This is a genomic window from Nocardia sp. CA-151230 (assembly GCF_050942175.1).
In the GTDB taxonomy this organism is placed as follows: Bacteria; Actinomycetota; Actinomycetes; order Mycobacteriales; family Mycobacteriaceae; genus Nocardia.
In genome coordinates this window covers 1,695,757-1,714,976 of the sequence record NZ_CP192061.1, presented here as the reverse complement: position 1 = coordinate 1,714,976, position 19,220 = coordinate 1,695,757, and the positions used below count along the sequence as shown (strand labels likewise).

General features: G+C 69.2%; 17 protein-coding genes. 5 read left to right on the top strand and 12 right to left on the bottom strand.

Annotated features, from left to right (window positions below):
- The first annotated feature begins 127 nt into the window (after positions 1 to 127).
- Complete coding sequence (locus ACQP1O_RS07585; protein ID WP_433567608.1) at positions 128 to 1,894, top strand: NRAMP family divalent metal transporter; 1,767 nt, start codon at positions 128 to 130, stop codon at positions 1,892 to 1,894.
- A 156-nt stretch (positions 1,895 to 2,050) separates the two neighbouring features.
- Here ACQP1O_RS07585 and ACQP1O_RS07580 read toward each other — a convergent pair whose 3' ends face one another.
- The 3 genes from ACQP1O_RS07580 to ACQP1O_RS07570 form a co-directional block, all read right to left on the bottom strand.
- Positions 2,051 to 2,326, bottom strand: a complete 276-nt coding sequence (locus ACQP1O_RS07580) for a hypothetical protein (RefSeq protein ID WP_433565144.1) — start codon at positions 2,324 to 2,326, stop codon at positions 2,051 to 2,053.
- Between the two features lie 249 nt (positions 2,327 to 2,575).
- Complete coding sequence (locus ACQP1O_RS07575) at positions 2,576 to 3,484, bottom strand: LysR family transcriptional regulator (RefSeq protein ID WP_433565143.1); 909 nt, start codon at positions 3,482 to 3,484, stop codon at positions 2,576 to 2,578.
- A 46-nt stretch (positions 3,485 to 3,530) separates the two neighbouring features.
- Complete coding sequence (locus ACQP1O_RS07570; protein ID WP_433565142.1) at positions 3,531 to 4,085, bottom strand: inositol oxygenase family protein; 555 nt, start codon at positions 4,083 to 4,085, stop codon at positions 3,531 to 3,533.
- A 185-nt stretch (positions 4,086 to 4,270) separates the two neighbouring features.
- Here ACQP1O_RS07570 and ACQP1O_RS07565 point away from each other — a divergent pair, with 185 nt between their 5' ends.
- Entirely contained in the window at positions 4,271 to 5,038 is a 768-nt protein-coding gene (locus ACQP1O_RS07565) for a glucose 1-dehydrogenase (RefSeq protein WP_433565141.1), read from the top strand.
- A gap of 32 nt (positions 5,039 to 5,070) precedes the next feature.
- Here the strand turns inward: ACQP1O_RS07565 and ACQP1O_RS07560 are convergent, their stop codons facing one another.
- The 8 genes from ACQP1O_RS07560 to ectB form a co-directional block, all read right to left on the bottom strand.
- The gene (locus tag ACQP1O_RS07560; protein WP_433565140.1) at positions 5,071 to 6,753 is read right to left on the bottom strand and encodes a bifunctional metallophosphatase/5'-nucleotidase; all 1,683 of its coding nucleotides are present in this window, start codon (positions 6,751 to 6,753) and stop codon (positions 5,071 to 5,073) included.
- A gap of 73 nt (positions 6,754 to 6,826) precedes the next feature.
- A complete protein-coding gene (locus ACQP1O_RS07555) occupies positions 6,827 to 9,748 on the bottom strand; it encodes a helix-turn-helix transcriptional regulator (RefSeq protein ID WP_433565139.1) in 2,922 nt (973 codons plus the stop codon).
- A gap of 67 nt (positions 9,749 to 9,815) precedes the next feature.
- A complete protein-coding gene (locus tag ACQP1O_RS07550) occupies positions 9,816 to 10,097 on the bottom strand; it encodes a hypothetical protein (RefSeq protein ID WP_379442603.1) in 282 nt (93 codons plus the stop codon).
- Between the two features lie 150 nt (positions 10,098 to 10,247).
- Positions 10,248 to 11,393 carry an LLM class flavin-dependent oxidoreductase gene (locus ACQP1O_RS07545; RefSeq protein ID WP_433565138.1) on the bottom strand — a complete coding sequence of 382 codons (1,146 nt, stop codon included), beginning with the start codon at positions 11,391 to 11,393 and terminating at the stop codon, positions 10,248 to 10,250.
- A 10-nt stretch (positions 11,394 to 11,403) separates the two neighbouring features.
- The gene (locus ACQP1O_RS07540; RefSeq protein ID WP_433565137.1) at positions 11,404 to 12,399 is read right to left on the bottom strand and encodes an ABC transporter substrate-binding protein; all 996 of its coding nucleotides are present in this window, start codon (positions 12,397 to 12,399) and stop codon (positions 11,404 to 11,406) included.
- Positions 12,396 to 13,199, bottom strand: a complete 804-nt coding sequence (locus tag ACQP1O_RS07535; RefSeq protein ID WP_433565136.1) for an ABC transporter ATP-binding protein — start codon at positions 13,197 to 13,199, stop codon at positions 12,396 to 12,398. The genes ACQP1O_RS07540 and ACQP1O_RS07535 overlap by 4 nt, the downstream gene beginning before the upstream one ends.
- Entirely contained in the window at positions 13,172 to 13,975 is an 804-nt protein-coding gene (locus ACQP1O_RS07530; protein ID WP_433567607.1) for an ABC transporter permease, read from the bottom strand. Before ACQP1O_RS07530 ends, ACQP1O_RS07535 begins: the two co-directional genes overlap by 28 nt.
- Positions 13,976 to 14,458: 483 nt before the next feature.
- Positions 14,459 to 15,721 carry a diaminobutyrate--2-oxoglutarate transaminase gene (ectB, locus tag ACQP1O_RS07525; RefSeq protein ID WP_433565135.1) on the bottom strand — a complete coding sequence of 421 codons (1,263 nt, stop codon included), beginning with the start codon at positions 15,719 to 15,721 and terminating at the stop codon, positions 14,459 to 14,461.
- A gap of 209 nt (positions 15,722 to 15,930) precedes the next feature.
- On the opposite strand from ectB, the gene ACQP1O_RS07520 reads away from it, so the two are divergent.
- The 3 genes from ACQP1O_RS07520 to ACQP1O_RS07510 all read left to right on the top strand — a co-directional run bounded on the left by ACQP1O_RS07520 (position 15,931) and on the right by ACQP1O_RS07510 (position 18,528).
- A complete protein-coding gene (locus ACQP1O_RS07520; RefSeq protein ID WP_433565134.1) occupies positions 15,931 to 16,734 on the top strand; it encodes an ABC transporter permease in 804 nt (267 codons plus the stop codon).
- A complete protein-coding gene (locus ACQP1O_RS07515; protein WP_433565133.1) occupies positions 16,727 to 17,542 on the top strand; it encodes an ABC transporter permease in 816 nt (271 codons plus the stop codon). The genes ACQP1O_RS07520 and ACQP1O_RS07515 overlap by 8 nt, the downstream gene beginning before the upstream one ends.
- A 104-nt stretch (positions 17,543 to 17,646) precedes the next feature.
- A complete protein-coding gene (locus tag ACQP1O_RS07510; protein ID WP_433567606.1) occupies positions 17,647 to 18,528 on the top strand; it encodes an ABC transporter ATP-binding protein in 882 nt (293 codons plus the stop codon).
- Here the strand turns inward: ACQP1O_RS07510 and ACQP1O_RS07505 are convergent.
- Positions 18,492 to 19,133, bottom strand: a complete 642-nt coding sequence (locus tag ACQP1O_RS07505; protein ID WP_433565132.1) for a DUF4389 domain-containing protein — start codon at positions 19,131 to 19,133, stop codon at positions 18,492 to 18,494. The two genes, ACQP1O_RS07510 and ACQP1O_RS07505, sit on opposite strands and share 37 nt — an antisense overlap.
- Positions 19,134 to 19,220 lie beyond the last annotated feature (87 nt).

Sequence of the window (19,220 nt, the reverse complement as noted above, 5' to 3'; positions counted from 1 at the left end):
CGGCGCTCCACCGTCGGGCGGTAGCCCGCGCGTGCCCCGGGCCGGTCGATCCGTGCCCGAACTCGCTCGGCGGCCGGGCGTATTCCGCACGCCCGCACCCCTGATGATCGAAAGCGAGGGACAGGCCATGGCCTTCTTCGCGAACGGCCCCAGCCGCCGCACCTCCACCGTCGCCGTGCCCGCCGCAGCCGGCCGGCCCGACACCCACCCCACCGGCGCCGTCATGGACAGCGCGCACGTCGGCGACATCGTCGGCGCGCTCGGCTCCATCGGCCGGCACGACACCCTCGAAGGCCGTTCCCGCCTCCAGCGTTTCCGCATGCTGCTGGCCATCATCGGGCCCGGCCTGATCGTCATGGTGGGCGACAACGACGCCGGCGGCGTGGCCACCTACGCGCAGGCCGGGCAGAACTACGGCATGGCGCTGGTCTGGACCCTGGTGCTGCTGATCCCGGTGCTCTACGTGAACCAGGAGATGGTGGTCCGCCTCGGCGCGGTCGCCGGAGTCGGCCACGCGCGCTTGATCTTCGACCGCTTCGGCAAGTTCTGGGGCGCGTTCAGTGTCGGCGATCTGTTCATCGTGAACGCGCTCACCATCGTCACCGAGTTCATCGGTGTCTCCATGGCGCTCAACTACTTCGGGCTGCCCAAGGGCGTCGCCGTGCCACTGGCCGCGGTCGCGCTGTTCGCCATGGTGGCCGGCGGTTCGTTCCGGCGCTGGGAGCGGTTCCTTTTCGGGCTGATCGCACTGAACATCGTCATGTTCCCGCTGGCATTCCTGGTGCACCCCAAGGCATCCCAGGTCGCTCACGGATTTCTGCCGTCCTTCCCGGGCGGGCTGAACTCGACGCTGCTGCTGCTCATCGTGTCCATCGTGGGCACCACGGTGGCGCCGTGGCAGCTGTTCTTCCAGCAGTCCAACATCGTCGACAAGCGCATCACTCCCCGCTGGATCCGCTACGAGCGCATCGACCTGTGGATCGGCATCGTCGTGGTCATGGTCGGCGCGGTCGCCATCATGGCGGCGACCACCTTCGGCCTCGCGGGCACGGCCGCGGCCGGCAGCTTCACCGATGCCGGGGCCGTCGCCCACGCGCTGCACGACCACGTGGGCACCACCGCCGGCGCGCTCTTCGCCATCCTGCTGCTGGACGCCTCGCTCATCGGCGCCAATGCCGTCGGCCTGGCCACCACCTACGCCCTCGGCGACACCCTGGGCCGGCGGCACTCGCTGCACTGGAAGGTCTCCGAGGCGCCGGCCTTCTATATCGGATACGCGGCCCTGCTCGGTGTCGCCGCCGCGGTGTCGTTCAGCCCCGATCACGTGCTGGGCCTGCTGACCCAGGGGGTGCAGGCGCTGGCCGGGGTGCTGCTGCCGTCGGCGACGGTGTTCCTGGTCCTGCTCTGCAATGACAAGGCCGTGCTCGGCCCGTGGGTGAACACGGTCAAGCAGAACATTGTCGCCGGGGTCATCGTCTGGTCGCTGGTGCTGCTGTCGCTCGCGCTGACCGCGGCCACCTTCTTCCCGGACCTCCCCACCACGACCCTCGAGATCGGCTTCGGCGCGGGCGCGCTGGTCGGTGTCCTGGGCGGGGCGGGCATGCTCATCGCCTGGCAGCGCGGCCGGCGTCGCCAGGCCGAGCGGACCGCGGCCGAGCTCGGCGGACTGGATCCGGATCAGGTGGAGGAGCTGGACTCAACTCGCCTCACCAAGGCCGAGCGCAAGGCCATTCTGGAGGCGGACCGCGACACCTGGCGCACCCCCGCGCTCGACACCCTGGCGCGACCGGCGTTCTCGACGGCGCGCACGGTGGGCATGTTCGCCCTGCGCGGCTACCTGCTCCTCGCGGTGATCCTGGTGGGCGTCAAGATCTTCCAGTCCATCGGCGGCTGATCAACCACGGCGCGGCCGCAGTTCCTGCACATCGTCACCGATGCACCTGGGCTGCGGCCGTTTTCGATGAAGCTCAGCAGGGTGTGGGATGAAATCGGACCGCACCACACAGGTTTGGACGAATCCGGTTCGGGGAATACCCGGGGTGCGCGACCGTCAGAGATCGTCGAGATCAGGAATGGGAGGCAGGATCGGCTCGGGCCACTCCTCCAGAGTTGCCACCTGCAGGTGGATGAACGCTGCGATGCGGTGCCGGGCCGAGGACGGGAGTCGCTCGATATCGGCCGGGCTCAGGACGTGTGCGCCGAAGGAGTGGGGCTGTGGCGCTTCAGGGTCAGGCGATTCGGGAACAACCTCTAGCTTTGGCCGCGAAGCAGTGGCCGGAATGTCTGGCTCATCCGGGTCTGCAGCAGCGGCGGCGGTTCGCACCATGCCGTGACCATAACCCTTTGATAACGCCCGCGGGGAGGCGTTGGCGCACTTGTGTCTTCGGGCTGCGAATTCAGCGAAGCCATTGTATTGGCGAGAGAAATGTGCAGGCAGAGTCGGCCCTTCGGAAATTCGGTGGGCCCGCGCCGGAACACTATGGTGATGGGCGTCACTCTGTCAACACTTCGGACAAAGCTCCCCGGAATGGCGCGAAAACTCCCCTGGACACCCCCGAAAACTCCCGCGGGCGATTCAGAGTGGGCGGCGCGCAATGGCATACAAATCACGCGCCGGACCGGTCGGCTTCTGTCCGATCGGCCATACCGCACGCAACTGTCTTTCCAGGTCCAGACCGGTCACCGTGGGCGACATCAGGATTCCCTCGGCCAGTTCGGTGGCCACCGCCAGGGAACTCAGCACGGCCGGCGCGATGCCGTCGGCGACGGCGGTCTTGATGGCCGTGGTCGAGGACAGCTCCAGCGCGACATTCGGCTCCCAGCCCGGCATTCCGGCGGACATGGCGCGCTCGAAGGAGTTCCGGGTCCCCGATCCGGGTTCGCGATAGATGAGCGGACTGCGCGCCAGTTCGGCCGCGTCGATCTCGGCCCGGCGGGCCCAGGGGTGACCGGGCGCTACCACCACGACCAGCCGATCCCGGCCCACCACATCGCTTTCCAGTTCGGTCGGCAGGCGCGGGCTCTCCACGAACCCGATTCCGGCCCGGCCCTCGAGCACCGCCTTGGCAACCTCGGCCGAATTGCCCGATTCCAGGGCGATGGAGGTGTCCGGCATCCGGGCACGCAGGCCCACCAGCCATTTCGGGAACAGGTACTCCGCGACGGTCTGACTCGCCGCCACCCGCAGCCGCGAATCCCGCTGGGCGCGCAGGCTGTCGATTCCGGCGTCCAGCCGCGCGGCCGCATCCACGACGGTGCGAGCCCATTCGGCGATGAGCGAGCCCGCCGCCGTCGGGCGCGAGCCGAGCGTCGTCCGCTCCAGCACGGGCACGCCCACCAACTGCTCGAGGTAGCGGATGCGCGAGCTGGCGGAGGGCTGACTGATGCCGTGCGCCTTGGCCGCCCGCCCGAGACTGCCCAGCTCGATCACCGACAACAGCAGATCGAGGGCGGCCAGATCGGGGACGCGCGGGGACAACGGCACAGAGCGAGTCTATGCAGGCCACCCGGCCGGGTCCGGCGACCCGCGCTCAGCGGGCGCCGGCCACCCGCTCGAGCACCGGCCGCCAGGTCTCGAGGGGATGGACGGTCAGGCCGACCACCTTGCCCGCATCGTCGGCGCGGCGCAGTGCGAGGGCCGCGGCGAAATCGGGATCGCGCTCGAAGGCCGTGATCTCCGCGGGCGTCATGGGACCGCCCTGCGCGATCAGGGTGCGCCGGCTCGACGGCGAAAGCGCCTCGGCGTGCACCGAATCCGTGGCCGCCAGATACCGCTTGGCCACCACGTGCAGTTCGACCAGCCGCGCGACCCGTGCGCCGAGCAGGGCCCGGACCGCGTCGCCGCCGTGGACTCCGTGTCCCGCGTCGTCGCCGGGCACCAGCACGTGCCCGATATCGTGCACCAGCCCGGCCACCTGGAGCTCCTCATCGCCGGGAAAGTCGCGGCGCAGGAGCTCGGCGCACTGCCGGTCGTGGTCGAGGATGTCGACCGGATCGCCGCTGCGGTCGGGCATGTCCCAGGCATCCGCGCAGCCGGCCAGCAGGGTCATGAGTTCGTCGACGGTGCCGATGGGCGCGCGGTTCACGCCCGCACCCTACGGGAATACCCGCACTGCCACCCGGATTGAACTAGTTGACATATCAACAATATGGCCTCGGGTCCGCCGCCGACCCGATTCGGAACGCATCGGACACTATTCAGCAAACCAACTGTGTGGCCGGTGAACGGGTCACCACGCCTGTGCGCCGGTTCCTCTGGAAGGAGCCTCCCATGCACGATCTGAGCGGCAAGACGATTCTCATCACCGGCGCGGCCCGGGGTATCGGCGCCGCGGCCGCCAGGCAGTCGCTCGGGGCCGGGGCGAATGTCGTGATCGCCGACGTGCTCGACGAGGAGGGCAAGGCGCTGGCCGCCGAATTGGGCTCGCGGGCCGTCTATCAGCACCTCGACGTCACCTCCGAACTCGACTGGACCACCGCGCTGGCCGCGGCCTGCGACGCCTTCGGCGGCAGCGTGCACGGCCTGGTGAACAATGCCGGCATCTCTACCGGAGAGCTGCTGGCCAATGAATCGGTCGAGCATTTCCGCAAGGTCATCGACATCAATCTGGTCGGCGTCTTCCTGGGCATGCGGACCTTCATCCCCGCGCTCAAGCAGGCGGGCGGCGGCTCGATCGTCAATATCTCCTCCGCCGCCGGGCTCATGGGCCTGGCCATGACCAGCAGTTACGGCGCCTCCAAGTGGGCGGTGCGCGGCATGTCCAAGGTGGCCGCCATCGAGAACGGCACCGACCGGATTCGGGTGAACTCCGTGCACCCGGGCATGACCTACACCCCGATGACCGCACCGGTCGGCATCCGGCAGGGCGAGGGCGGCTATCCCAATACCCCGATGGGCCGGGTCGGCGAGGCCGATGAGATCGCCTCGGCCATCGTCTTCCTGCTCTCGGACGCGTCCTCCTACATCACCGGCGCGGAACTCGCGGTGGACGGCGGCTGGACCGCCGGACCGACGGTGAAATACGTGATGGGCCAATAGCACTCCGGGCTCCCGGTCGAGGAGTTCCGGCGCTAGTGCTTCTCGATGCGGCTCGTGGGCGGGGTGACCGCCCCGCGGCCGCGCAGGTAGGTCTCCAGGGCGTCGAGATCGATGGGGCCGACCAGGGTTTCGCGGCTCTGCTGGAACACGGTGAAGCCGTCGCCCCCGGAGGCCAGGAAGTTGTTGGTCGAAACACGGTAGACCGCAACGGGATTCAGCGGCTGCCCGGCCACCTGTACGCTGCCGTCGACCACCTTGTGCCCCTTGGGCGCGCTGTCGGAGTAGGTGTAGGTGATGCCCGCGACCGACAGCACACCGGGCTTGCTGACGTTGTCCCACTGCTGCTCCAGCAGATTCAGGATCTGCTGTCCGGTCAGCGCCACCGCCACCACCTGATTGCCGAAGGGCTGCACGGTGTATGCCTGCTCGTAGGTGATGTTGCCGCCGGTCAGCCCCGCGCGCACCCCGCCCGGATTCATGAAGGCCGCCACGGCCTGCACGGTGGTCATGGCGTCGAGCATGGCGTCGGCGATGACGTCGCCGAGCGGGGAATCCCCGGCCGGAGCGGGCTCGGCGGGCACGGGCGCGGTGGCCTGGCCGATCACCCGATCGGCCAGCGGTTTCGCCTGTCCGGCAAAGTAATCCACCAGCTGGGCGGCGGCGGGCGCGGGCGTGACATCGCGGGTGACGACCCGGTTGACGGCCTTCGCCTCGACCTTGCCGTCGTGGAAGCGCAGGGTGACGTCGGTGACGAGGCGGCCGAAGGAGGCGGCCTGGGTGACCACCTTGCCGTCCAGTGTGCAGTTGTAGGCCTGGTGGCTGTGCGCGGTGAGCAGCACCGACACCGCGGCGTCGGTCCGGTGGGCCAGTGCCTGGACATCGGGTGAGATGCCGGCGCAGCCGTTGTAATCGACCGGGCGGCCGTGGGTTTGCTGGGCGCCGCCGTCGTGCAGCAGCGCCACCACGGTTTCCGCACCCGCGGATTTCATCTCGGGCACGTACTTGCCGATGGCGTCGGCCTCGTCACCGAAACGGTAGCCGCGAATGCCCTCGGGCATGACGATGTGCTCGGTGTCGGTGGTGACGACGCCGATGACGCCGATCTTGTGGCCGCCCAGCTCGAGCATGGTCCACGCCTTCAGCCCCGGCGGCAGCTGGCCGTTGCCGTCGGTGACATTGGCGGCCAGGTACGGGAACTTCGCCCCGGTGAACGGCTCGCCCGGCGTGCAGCCGTCGGCGGCGCATCCGCCCTGCTGGAGTCGCCGCAATTCGGCGACGCCGTGGTCGAATTCGTGATTGCCGACCGCGGAGGCCGCGACACCCACCGAGTTCAGGAAGTCGATGGTCGGCTCGTCGTGGAACAGCGAGGAGACGAGCGGGCTGGCCCCGATATTGTCCCCGGCCGACAGAATGGCGCTGTCCGGATAGGCCGCCTTCAGCCGCGCCAGATGCGCGGCCAGGTACGCCGCTCCCCCGGCGGTGTACGTCCCCACCTTGCCGTTGGCGCCGTCCGGCGGTTGCAGATTCCCGTGCAGGTCGTTGATCCCGAACAGGTGCACTTCACCCGGTTGCGCCTTGGGCAGGTCGCCGGTCGACACCAGCGGCACCGCGGTCGAGGTGGCGGGGGTCGGGTTGTCCGCACCGCCGCAGCCCGCCACCAGGCCCAGACTCAGTACCGCCGCGCACAGTCCCAGAACACGCCGCCGACCGTTCATAACTGTCGACTGTGGCAGACCTGGTCGACGGTCGCACGACGACCGGGTGAATTCCGGCGCTACCGAGCCGTGTTCATCTAGGCCGCGGTCCAGTCTGCTCGCCCGGGCCACGGTCGGCGTGATTCACCCAGGCCACGATCTGCGCGCGATTGCTGAAGCCGAGTTTGGTGAGGATGTGCTGCACGTGGTTCTGCGCGGTGCGCTCGGACAGCACCAGGGCGGTGGCGATCTCGCGATTGCTCAGCCCCGCGGCGACCAGCTGGGCCACCTCCCGCTCACGTGGGGAGAGCACCGCCCGCGCGGACGCCTCGGCGACAATGCTCCGCAGTCGGTCCGTCCACGGCGGCATGCCGATCGACTCGGCCTGCGGCAGTGCGGCTTTCGCCAGTGCCAGCGCCTCCTCGCTCGCCCCGCGCGCCAGCAGCACCGCGGCCAGATCAGTGCTCGACTCGACCACGAAACCCTGGACGCCGATATCACGGCAGATCTCCAGCGCGGTCCGCAACTCGCGTTCCGCGGCTGCCGAATCACCCAGTGCGGCGGCGAATTTACCGAGCCAGAGCGGCACCGGGCCGAAATAGTGCGCGTTGCCCGCACCGCTGATGACATGCCGATCGCGATACGGCCGCAGCTGGTCGGCGAACCACGCGATATGGGCGGTGTACCCGAGCGCCAGCGCGATGGATCCGCCGACGGTCATGACGATCAGCCGGAAGAACGGCGGAATGTCCCACTCCGGTGGCGGTCCGAGGCCGCGGTACAGCCCCGCCGCGTCATCGAGACGTCCGCTCTCCGCCAGGGGGATCGCGGGACCCAGCACGGCGAACAGCTGGTTGCGGACCTCGCCACGCTGGGCGGCGGGCGGAATGTCGAACGCCTCGTCCGGATAGCCGCGGTGGTGGCCGATGGTGCCGAGCAGCGCTCGGTAGGCGCCGAATCCGGCCGGATGGCCCAGGGATTCGGCCAGTTCCCGCGCCTGCCCCGCCACCCGCAGCGCTTCGTCGAACCGGCCCCGGGCCTGGGCCAGCGCGGCCTCGGTGAGCAGCACGTGCCAGGTGGCCATGGGTCCCCCGATGTGCCGCACACACCACCGCAGCCGCGACAGCTCCGTCTCGACGGCGGTCAGATCGCCGCTCTCCCAATGATTGTCGATCGCCCAGAGCCGGCCCCACAGCTCGGTGGCGGGCCGCCGCGACCGTACGCCGATGTCGATCATCCGCGCCGCCAGCCGCACCCGTTCGGCGAGATCCTCCGGCCAGGTGCAGGCCAGCTGCCGCGCCCGCAGCGCCGCCACCAGCGCCTCGGCATCACCACTGCGATCGGCCAATGCCAGTGCCTGCGCGCTGGTCTCGCCGATCTCGTCCCACCGGCCCAGATACGACGCGGCCTCGGTCGCGCGGGCCAGCAGCCGTGCCCGCAACGATTCCGGCAACCGCCCGGCAGCGCAGTTCGCTGCGGATCGCGCGTCGAAATCCACCGCGCCGAACAGACTCCCCGCATCGCTGTCCCGTGCCGGACCGCTGCCGCCCCGCTCCACCGTGGTCTCGTCCGCTGGGTAGCCGTCTCCGACTGACGCTTCTGCCGTCAGAGCTTCAATGCACCATTCGTGAATATCTCTGTCCCACAGATGATTTCCTACGGGCTCCAGGATCAGGGCGCGCTCGGCGAGTAGATTCGCGTCGCCGATGCGGCGGGCCAGTTCGCCGGCGGTCAGGCAGTCGTCGCGGGCGGGTTCGAGGTTCCCGGCGCGGAAGTGGGCGGCGGCGCGGGCCAGGAGGAGGCGGCCGCGGTCGGCGGGCGGGCGGTCGGCGGTGTGGTCGAGGGCGACGGTGTACAGCCGGGCGGCTTCCTCGAAGGCCAGGTCGCGCAGGGCATTGTCGCCCGCGCGGCGGGCCCACCGCAGGGCGGGCGCGCGGTCACCGGCGAGCGCGGATTCGGCGTAGTGACGGGCCAGGGCGGCGGCGTGCTGGTCGAGGGCGTCGGGATACAACTCCTCGATGGCGCGGGCGGCGCGCGCGTGCAGCAGCACCCGCTGTTGCAGGGGCAGCCCGTCGTGGAGGGCCGCGCGCACCAGAGCGTGTGTGAATCGCACTGTCCCGCCCGGTGATTCGAGGACGAGCAGGCCGGAGGCGACGGCCGTGTCCAGCGCGGGGAGGCATTCCAGCACGGGACGGCCGATCAGCCGCGCGGCGATCGCGACGGGGAAGGCGTCATCGAGGATGGCGGCCGCCCGCAACAGTTCCTGGGCGCGGGGTGGCACGGCGGCGAGGCGGCCGCGCACCACCTCCCGCAGTGTGGCGGGCAGGCGCAGCTCGCCGCCGGCGGCGCCGCGCAGGCCCCGCCCGAGTTCCCTGAGATAGAAGGGGTTTCCACCGCTCATCCGGTAGGCGGCGGCGGTAATGCGTTCGGGCACGGCACGTTCGGCCGCCGCGCTCAAGCAGGCTGCGGAGCTGCCTTTGGACAGGCCGGTCAGGTCCAGGACGTCGGTCACCGGTTCCCGCAGCAGTTCCGGCGCCACCGCCCGCCAGCCCGACTCGGCGTCGGCGGAGGCATCACGGGCGTTGGCGCACACCAGGATTCGCTGCTCGCGCCAGCCCCGCACGATGTGCCGCAGCGCCAGCAGCGACGGCTCGTCGGCCCAGTGGATGTCGTCGAGCACCAGCAGAACGGGCTCGTCCCCGGTGAGCCGGTCCGCGAACCCGTCGAAGAGCCGCGTCCGGCCGGTCGCGGGATCCTCGATATCGGGCTCGGATGCGTCGAAGGCCTGCCGCCACAGCCCGAACGGCGGCGCATCCCGGGCTTCGAGCGCCCGTGCCCAGAGCGTGCGGCCACCCCGCGTTCGGACCCAGGTCGTGAGTTCGGTGGCCAGGCGGGTCTTGCCGATGCCCGCCTCGCCGCGGCAGATGACCAGCCGCGGCGTGCCGTGCGCCGCCTGCTCCCATCGCCGGCGCAGGTCGGCGAGCTCGCGCTCGCGCCCGATGAACTCGGTCGACACGGGTACCTCCGGACCGCACGTTACTCGCACGCCACACCTCTCCGCCCGGAATGCGGATCACCGACCGCTACCCGCGCCGGTCGGTGATCTCGCCTTCGAAGGCCTCGATGGTGGCGTCCGGCCCAGGTGCGATGCCGGTGCGCTCGAAGGCCGGGAAGAGCCGTTCGGCGGCGAATCTGTCGGCCGCGGCAGCGGATTCCCAGACGTCCACGATGTGCAGGGTGCCGTCCAGCTCGCCGACGATGTGCAGCAGGTTGCCCGCCAGGGGCTCGGGTCCGAGCGCCTCGTGCACCTCCCGGTACCGCTGCAAGCCGACACCGGGCGTGTGACTGATGTGGATATAGGACATGGTCTCCTCCTCTCGGAGTCACCCGCGGTGGGTGCTGCCCGAAGCGTAGGAAGACCTGTCCCGCTGCCGCTTCCGCCGAATTACTCATGGCACGTACTCAGCGGCCACCGCACCCTCGGGGTGCGGCGGCCGGGCCCGGCTACTTCGGGTCTAGCTGCTGGACGCGCTGGCGAACGGGGTCGCGGCGCGAATGACAGGACGGCGGATCGGGTGCTGCCACAGGCCCTTTCGCTCCAGAATCGGCAGGACGCCCTCGCCGAACCAGTAGGCCTCCTCCAGGTGCGGGTAGCCGGAGAGCACGAAGTGGGAGATGCCGGCCTTCGAGTATTCGATGAGGCGTTCGGCCACCTCCTCGTGCGAGCCGACCAGCGCGGTGCCCGCGCCGCCGCGCACCAGGCCCACGCCCGCCCACAGGTTCGGGGCGATCTCGAGCCGGTCGGTGCTGCCGTTGTGCAGCTCCGACATCCGGCGCTGTCCCTCGGATTCGCTCTTGGCCAGGGCGTTCTGGACGCGCTCGATATCGGCCGGGTCGATTCCGGCCAGCAGCTTGTCGGCCACCGCCCATGCCTCCTCGGAGGTGTCACGGGTGATGACGTGGATGCGCAGGCCGTAATCCAGCTTGCGGCCGTGGTCCACGGCCAGCCCGCGGATCCAGTCGAGCTTGCGGCTGACCGCCAGCACCGGTTCACCCCAGGTGAGATAGGTGTCGGCGTACCGGGCCGCGACGGGTCCCGCCGGGGCCGAGGAGCCGCCGAAGAACACCGGCGGCACCGGATCGGGCCGATTGCTCAACAGCGCGTTCTCGACGTGAATGTGCTCGCCGCGGAACGTGACCGGCTCGTGCGAGTTCCACAGCGACCGCACCACATCCAGGAACTCTCCGGTCCGGGCGTACCGGGCCTCCTTGTCGGCGAAGTCGCCGTAGGCCGCCTGCTCCAGCGGTTCGCCGCCGGTCACCACATTGATGAAGAGCCGTCCTGCGGAATGCCGCTGGAAGGTGCCCGCCATCTGCGCGGCCAGGGTGGGGCTCATCAGGCCCGGGCGCAGGGCCACCAGGAATTTCAGCGTCTCGGTGGTCTCGACCAGCATCGCGGTGGTCAGCCAGGCGTCCTCGCACCAGGAGCCGGTGGGGGTGAGCACCGCCTCGAAGCCGTTGGTCTCGGCGGCCGCGGCGATCTGGTTCAGGTAGTGCAGCGAAGCCGGGCGGTCACCCGACATCGGGGTGCCGTGCCCGCCGGCCACCAGGCCCCGGGAGTCGCCGGAGGTGGGCAGGAACCAATGGAACGACAAGCTCATGCGCGGACTCCTAGGAGGTGAATCGGTCGTTGTAGCGGGTGTCGATGAAGTCGGCGATCCGGACCTTGCCCGGAATCAGCTTGGCATCGGAGAAACCTTCGGCCACTTGCTGTTCCGCGGCGATCGTCGCGTCATCGAGCGGGTGATCCTGGTAGTTGGCGCGATTCACGGCCAGGAGGGTGACGTCGTAGGGCACCCCGGTGATGGCGGCGGACTGTTTGGCCCAGTCCTCGCGATGGCCGGTGATCCACACGTGCGCACGCTGGATACGCACCAGCAGGTCCCGGACAGCGGCCGCATTCGCCTTGTTCTGCAACGTCTTCGAGCCCGTGACGAAGAAGCTGTCCGGCTTCACGTAGCCGGTGCCGTCCACCAGCACCCGATTGCCGCTCAGTTCGGCCTGGGCCACATAGGGATCCCAGACCGTCCAGGCATCCACCCGGCCGGTGGACAGCGCGGCGAGCGCGTCGGCGGGTTGCAGGTACTGCGGCTCGATATCGGAGAAGGTGAGCCCGGCCTTGGCCAGCACCGACAACAGGTGGTAGTGCGCGGAACTGCCCTTGGTGACCGCGATCTTCTTGCCGCGCAGGTCCTTCGGATCCTTGATCGACGAGTCCTTGGGCACCACCAGACCGTTCCCGGCCGCCCCGGAGTCGTAGGACCCGACAATCTTGATCTGGGACTTGGCCGCCGCCGCGAACACCGGCGGGGCGTCGCCGACACCGCCGAAGTCGATGGATCCGGCGTTGATGGCCTCGAGCAGGGGCGGTCCGGCGGTGAAGGTGGACCATTCGACTTTGTACGGGAGCCCCTTGCCCTCGCCGGAGACTTCCAGCAGGGCTTGCAGCGCAAGGCCTTTCTGATCGCCGATGTGCAGGGTCACCTGCGACAGATCCACCGATCCGTCCGCGTTCACGCCCTTGGTGTCGTCGCTGCCGGACGAGCACGCCGCGCTGACGAGGGCCGTGGCGACCGCCAGGGCGGCGAACAGGCGCTTGGATCTCATTCGGTGGTTCCTTCCGGGGTGACACCCAACTCGGCGAGCAATGCCGTACGCAGGGCCAGGAATTCGGGATGGTCGCGGCGGCGCGGGCGCGGCAGCTCGATGGGGATCTCGCGGGCGATGCGGCCGCCGTCGAGCACCAGGGCGCGATCGGCCAGCAGCACCGCCTCGTCCACATCGTGGGTGACCAGCAGCACGCCGGGCCGATGCCGGGCCCACAGGTTCAGCACCAGGCCGTGAATCGTGATGCGGGTCAGGGCGTCCAGGGCGCTGAAGGGTTCGTCGAGCAGCAGCAGATCCGGCTCCCGGACCAGGGCGCGGGCCAGTGAGGCCCGCTGCGCCTCACCGCCGGAAAGGGTCAGCGGCCAGGCTTCGCCGCGCGCGGCCAGGCCCACCTCGGCCAGCGCGGCTGCGGCCGCGGCCCTGGGGTTTTCGTGGCGCAGTCCGAGAGTCACGTTGTCGCGCACGCGTTTCCACGGCACCAGGCGCGGTTCCTGGAAGGCGACCGCGACCTCGCCGGATACGGTGAGCTCGCCGCCGGTCTCGTCGTCCAGGCCCGCCAGCGCCCGCAGCAGGGTGGATTTGCCGGAGCCGCTGCGCCCGAGCAGGGCCACGAATTCGCCGGGGCGGATGTCGAGATCCAGTCCGTGCAGGACCCGTCGTTCACCGAAGTCCTTGACCAGATTTCGAATTCGCACCACCGGGGAATCCGACGCGGCCGGGGCCGCCGTCGTCTCCTCCAGTTCGGCCAGCGTCGCCGCGATCACCGAATCGGTCAGGGTGCCAGGAAGCCGCGTCGCCATGACAGCGCTCTCCTCTCGATGGAACGAACGAGCGCGTCGGTGAGCAGCCCGAGCACGCTGTAGACGAGCAGGCCGACCACGATCACGTCGGTGCGCAGGAACTCGCGGGCGTCGTTGATCATGAAACCCAGACCCGCATCGGCATTGACCTGCTCGGCGACAATGAGCGCCAGCCAGGCCACGCCCAGCGACTGACGCAGGCCGACCAGCGTCTGCGGCAGCGCGCCCGGCAGCACGATGTGCCGGATCAGTCCCGCCCGGCTCAGCCGCTGTACCCGGGCCAGCTCGGCCAGCTTGCCGTCCACGCCGCGGATGCCCGCGAAGGTGTTGAGGTACAGGGGAATCGCCACCCCGAAGGCGACCAGCACGATCTTGGGCAGCTCCCCGATCCCGAACCACAGGATGAACAGCGGGATCAGGCCGTAGAACGGCAGCGTCCGCAGCATCTGCATCAGCGGGTCGACCAGGTACTCCCCGGCCCGGCTGAGCCCGGCCGACAGGGCCAGCCCGATGCCGGCCACCGTGCCGATGACGAAGCCCAGCGCGGCTCGCTGCAGCGACACCGACACGGCCTTGGTGAGCGTGCCGTCCCTGATCAGGTCGACGGCCGCCTGCACGACGGTCACCGGGGAGGCGAGCAGCCGCTCGGGCAGCACGCCGGTCGAACTGGCGATCTGCCAGACCACCACCAGCAGCACCGGCGCGACGAAGCGCGCCAGCACGGAGAAGCTCGGCAGGCGTGACCGGCCGGTAATGGGCCTGGCCTGCACGGCAATTGCGGACACGACAGCACCTCGGGCGAACGGGGACGGGGACGGTGGCGGCCGCGGGCCTTCGTCCGCCACACCCCGACCCTGCCGGTCCGGCCCCGCCCGGTCACCGGTTGCAATCCGCGTGATTCTGGGCTTGCCCCCGCCCCCGCTGCCACAGTGAATCCTCGACGAGGAGCCGAGGACGACCGTGGGCAGTCCGAATCATCCGCTCACCGTCGGATCCCGATTCGGGCCCTACCGGCTCGACCGGCCGATCGGGCGCGGGGGCATGGGCACGGTCTACGAGAACCTGCGCCTGTTCGTGGTGGTCACCGGGTCGACAGCCGAGTATCCCGGCACAACTCACCCGAGAACGACGCGGCCCCGCTCGCTTGGTTCCAGCAGCACTTCACGACATGGGAAGACAGAGAAATAGGTGGTGCCGGGTTCCCTCCGCAGCTGGGAACCCGGCACCGGGTCGGCACCGGTGTGGGCGGTGGCCGACGTCTAGTGGCCGTCGCGGACGATCTCCACGGCGCGGGTGAGAATGCCCAGGCCGTGGGTGATCTCGTCATCGCTGACGGTCAGGGGTGGGAGCAGCTTCACGACTTCGTCTTTGGCGCCGGAGGTTTCGACCAGCAGGCCGTGCTCGAAGGCGACCTGGCAGACCTTCTCGGCCTGCGAGGCGTCCTCGAAGACGAGGCCGTGCACCAGGCCGCGGCCGCGGGTGGAGATGCCGGTGAAGGATTCGGTCAGCGCGACCAGGTGCTCGTGCACGCGCGCACCCTTGGCCAGGGTGGCGAGCTGCAGGCGGTCGTCGGACCAGTAGTGGCGCAGTGCGACTTCGGCGGTGACGAACGCCGCGTTGTTGCCGCGGAAGGTCCCGTTGTGCTCACCGGGCGCCCACTGGTCCAGGTCCCGGCGCATGAGCACCAGCGCCATGGGCAGGCCGTAGCCGCCGATCGACTTCGAGAGCGCGACGATATCGGGGGTGATGCCCGCGACCTCGAAGGAGAAGAACGGGCCGGTGCGGCCGCAGCCCATCTGCACGTCGTCGACGATGAGCAGAATGCCACGGGCCGAGCACAATTCGGACAGCTGCCGCAGCCATTCGGCGCGGGCCACATTGATCCCGCCCTCGCCCTGCACCGTCTCGACGATGACCGCGGCGGGCTTGTCCAGCCCCGACGAGGTGTCGTCGAGGGCACGGCGCATCCACGAGAAGTCCTCGGGCTCGTCCAGATAACCGTCATAGGGCATCGGGGCGCTGTGCACCAGCGGGACGCCCGCGCCGGCGCGCTTGGCGGCATTGCCGGTGACCGACAGCGCGCCCAGCGTCATGCCGTGGAAGGCGTTGGTGAAGTTCAGGACGGTGGTGCGGCCGGTGACCTTGCGCGCCAGCTTGAGTGCGGCCTCGACGGCATTGGCTCCGGTCGGGCCGGGGAACTGGACCTTGTAGTCCAGCCCGCGCGGGACGAGCACCAGATCGCGCATGGCCTCGAGCAGCCGGCGCTTGGCGACGGTGGACATGTCCAGGGCGTGGGTGATGCCGTCGCCGAGCAGGTAGTCGATCAGCGCCTGCTTGAGCAGCGGGTTGTTGTGGCCGTAGTTGAGCGCGCCCGCGCCGGCGAAGAAGTCGAGGTACTCCTTGCCGTTCTCGTCGGTGAGCCAGGCGCCGCTGGCGGTGTCGAACACCGTCGGCCAGGAACGGCAGTAACCACGCACATTGGATTCGAGAGCCTCGAAAACGTTCGTGTCGGCAATGGTCATCGGCGGTCCTAGCGTCGCAACTAAGTGAAACGCTGATGTTTCTATCACAGGAACCGAGCCGTGAAACCGTTTTCCGGCGAATCGGACCCGGAAGCTCCGCGCGTGATGCACACCGCAACAAACCGGCATCGAGCATAACTCTGTCCCGAGCGAGGGGGCCACGCAACTCCATTGCAGGGCAACGGCCGCATCCGTAGTGTCAACCTCTTGTGCGCAGCGACGTGGGGGTCTACTGGCAGCTGGTCAAGGCAGGGTTTCGCAGGCAATCGCATTACCGGCTCGCGATGCTGGCGGGCCTGCTCACCAATCTCGTGTTCGGCTTCGTGCGAGCGGCCGTGCTCATGACGGCCGTGCGCGTGAACAGCGGATTCGGCGGCTACGACCGCGGGACCATCGGCGCCTACATCTGGCTGTCGCAGGGACTGCTGGGCACCATCGCCTTCTGGACGCTGCCCGACATCGTGGAGCGCATCCGCACCGGGGACGTCGTCATCGACTTCCTGCGGCCCATCGACATCCAGTACGCGCACCTGGCCGAATACCTGGGGCGGGCGGCGTTCTCTCTGCTACCGCGCGGCATACCCAGCATTCTCGTCGGCGTGCTCACCTTCGGGCTCGCGTTCCCGGATACGCCGGGACCGTACGTACTGGGCGCTCTCAGCCTGCTGCTGGCCATGGCGCTGTCGTTCCTGTCCATGTTCGCGGTCAGCCTGGCCGGGTTCTGGCTCATCGAGACCCGCGGGCTGCGCGCCCTGCACATGATCCTGGGCACCTTCCTGGCCGGGCTGTTCGCGCCGGTGCACCTGTTTCCGGGCTGGCTGCGCGACATTGCCTACGCCACGCCCTTCCCGTCCATGCTGCAGTGGCCCATCGATGTGCTGTCCGGTCGCACGGCCGGCAGGGATGCGGTGGAAATCGTTGTCGTGCAATGCTTCTGGTTGGTGGTGCTGGTGGGCGCCGGGCAGCTTCTGCTGCGCGCCGGGCGCCGCAAACTGGAGGTGCAGGGTGGATGAGGCACGCCCCTCCCGGCTGACGCCCTACCGTGCGGTGCTGAGTTCGCGGGTGCGCGCGCAACGCGCCTACCCGCTGTCCTTCGCCGCGGATGTGGTGAGCGCCTTCCTGATCGGGCTGGTGGAATTCGCCGAGATGTGGGTGATCTTCCACAATGTGCCCCGGCTGGGCGGGCTGGACCTGAACGCCATGCTGCTGCTGTTCGGCATGAGCAACACCTGTTTCGCCATCGCCGACATGGTGGTCGGGCACGCCGACACGCTCCCCACCTACATCCGGATGGGCAAGTTGGATGCCTTCTACCTGCGGCCGCAACCCCTGCTGCTGCAGCTCATGACCAGCGATATCCAGCTGCGCCGAGTGGCGCGCATCGCGGTGGCCGCCACCGTGCTGTCATTCGGCCTGGCGCGCAACGACATCCAGTGGACCGCAGCGCACCTGGTGCTGTTCGCCGTCACGGTGCTGTCCGGAATCGCCATCTTCGCCGGGCTTTTCGTGTGTGCGGCCGGGGCGCAGTTCTTCCTCATCGACGGCGCGGAGCTGACCAACGCCTTCACCTACGGCGGGTCGTACGCGTCCATGCAACCCACCTCGGTGTTCCCCGCACCGATGAAACTCGTGTTCGGATTTCTGGTTCCGGTCGCCTTCACCTCGTATCTGCCCGCCATCGCGCTGCTCGGGATACCCGGGCCCGCCCTGCTGCCGAGCTGGCTGGCCTGGGCGGCGCCGGTGGCGGCGGCGTGGGTGTGGGCGGCCGCGCTGTTTCTGTGGCGACTGGGGACCAGGCACTATCAAGGAGGCGGCGGGTGAACGGTGCCATCATCGATATCGAGGGCCTGACAAGGACTTTCGTGCTGAGCAAGAAGGAGGGCCGCTGGCGGCGCCGGCGCGAGGTGCTGACCGCGGTGGACGACATGAGCTTCCGGGTCGAGCCGGGCGCGGCGGTTGGATACATCGGCGCGAACGGGGCCGGCAAGTCCACCACCATCAAGATGATCACCGGCATCCTGGTCCCCTCGGCCGGGCGACTGCGCACCTGCGGGCTGGACCCGGTGCGGCAGCGCCGCGAGCTGGCCGGGCGGATCGGCGTGGTGTTCGGGCAGCGCTCGCAGCTGTGGTGGGATCTGCCACTGCGCGAATCGTTCTCGATCCTGGCCGCCATCCACCGGCTCACCCCTGCTGCGGCGCGCACCCGCACCGCCGAGCTCGTCGAGCAGCTGGAGATGGGCGGCACGCTCGACACGCCGGTCCGGCAGCTGTCGCTGGGCCAGCGCATGCGCGCGGAAGTCGCGGCGGCCCTGCTGCATTCGCCCGAACTGGTCATTCTCGATGAACCGACCATCGGCCTGGATGTGCTGTCCAAGCAGCGATTACGCGAATTCCTACGCTACGAGCGCACCCAGCGCGGCACCACCCTGCTGCTCACCACCCACGATATGGGCGATATCGAGCGGCTGTGCGAGCGGGTGCTGGTGGTGGACCACGGCCGGCTGGTCTACGACGGCTCGCTGACCGGGCTCGGCGCGACGGTCGGTGCGCAACGGGTGCTCACCGTCGATCTCGCCGAGCCCACCCCCGACCTGGCCGACCTGCCCGGCGCCAAACTGCTCGACAGTCAGGGCGCGGGCATGCGGCAGCGGCTGGCCTTCGACGCCGAGATCACCACTGCCGCACAGCTCCTCGCGGCCGTCTCGGCGCGCGCCGAGGTCCGCGACCTGTCGATCGAGGAACCCGACATCGAGGACGTGGTGCGGCGCCTCTACGAGGCCGCGGCGTCGGGCTCCCTCGAGCCCTGATCGAGCCGGAACGGCGGGTAGGCGTCGGTCATCAGGGACGCGTAGGCACGCACCCGCAACGTCCAGCGGTTGACGCCCATGGCGAAGTCGTACAGGCCCCGCGGATACGCGCCGGTGAACAGCAGACCGATGACGGCGACGATCAGCAGGATCGGCAGCAGTGACAGCTGATTGCGACCGCCGCCCATGAACGCGGCGACGATCAGATACTGCGGAATCGCCAGCAGCCACCACTTGATCAAGACCATCCAGCGATTCAGTTGTTCGGGATAGTCGACTTCCAGATCGGCCGGGTAGTCCGGATCGGGTTGCAGGCTGAACGGGGGGTACCGGTCGGTTCCCAACTGCGAGAGCGCGTAGAAACGCACTCGCCAACTCCAACGCAGCACGCCGACATTGAAATCGAAGAGCCCTCTCGGATACGAGCCGGTTATGAGGATCGCGAAGAAAGCGATGATGCTCACCACGAGATACGCGATGCTCAGGAAGATCAGCACGACATAGTGTGGAATAGCGAGTATCCACTTGACTATCCACATCCAGCGGGACAACCCCGGGTCGAGGTCTCCCCGCACACGCACCGGATAAGCGGGACTGGGCTGCATGTCCGTCACTCCTCTCGAGCGCGGCGGCCTCCTTCCGACTGCCGCCGGAACAGCGGTGAGCCGTTGTTCACCCCAATGTTTCCCCGG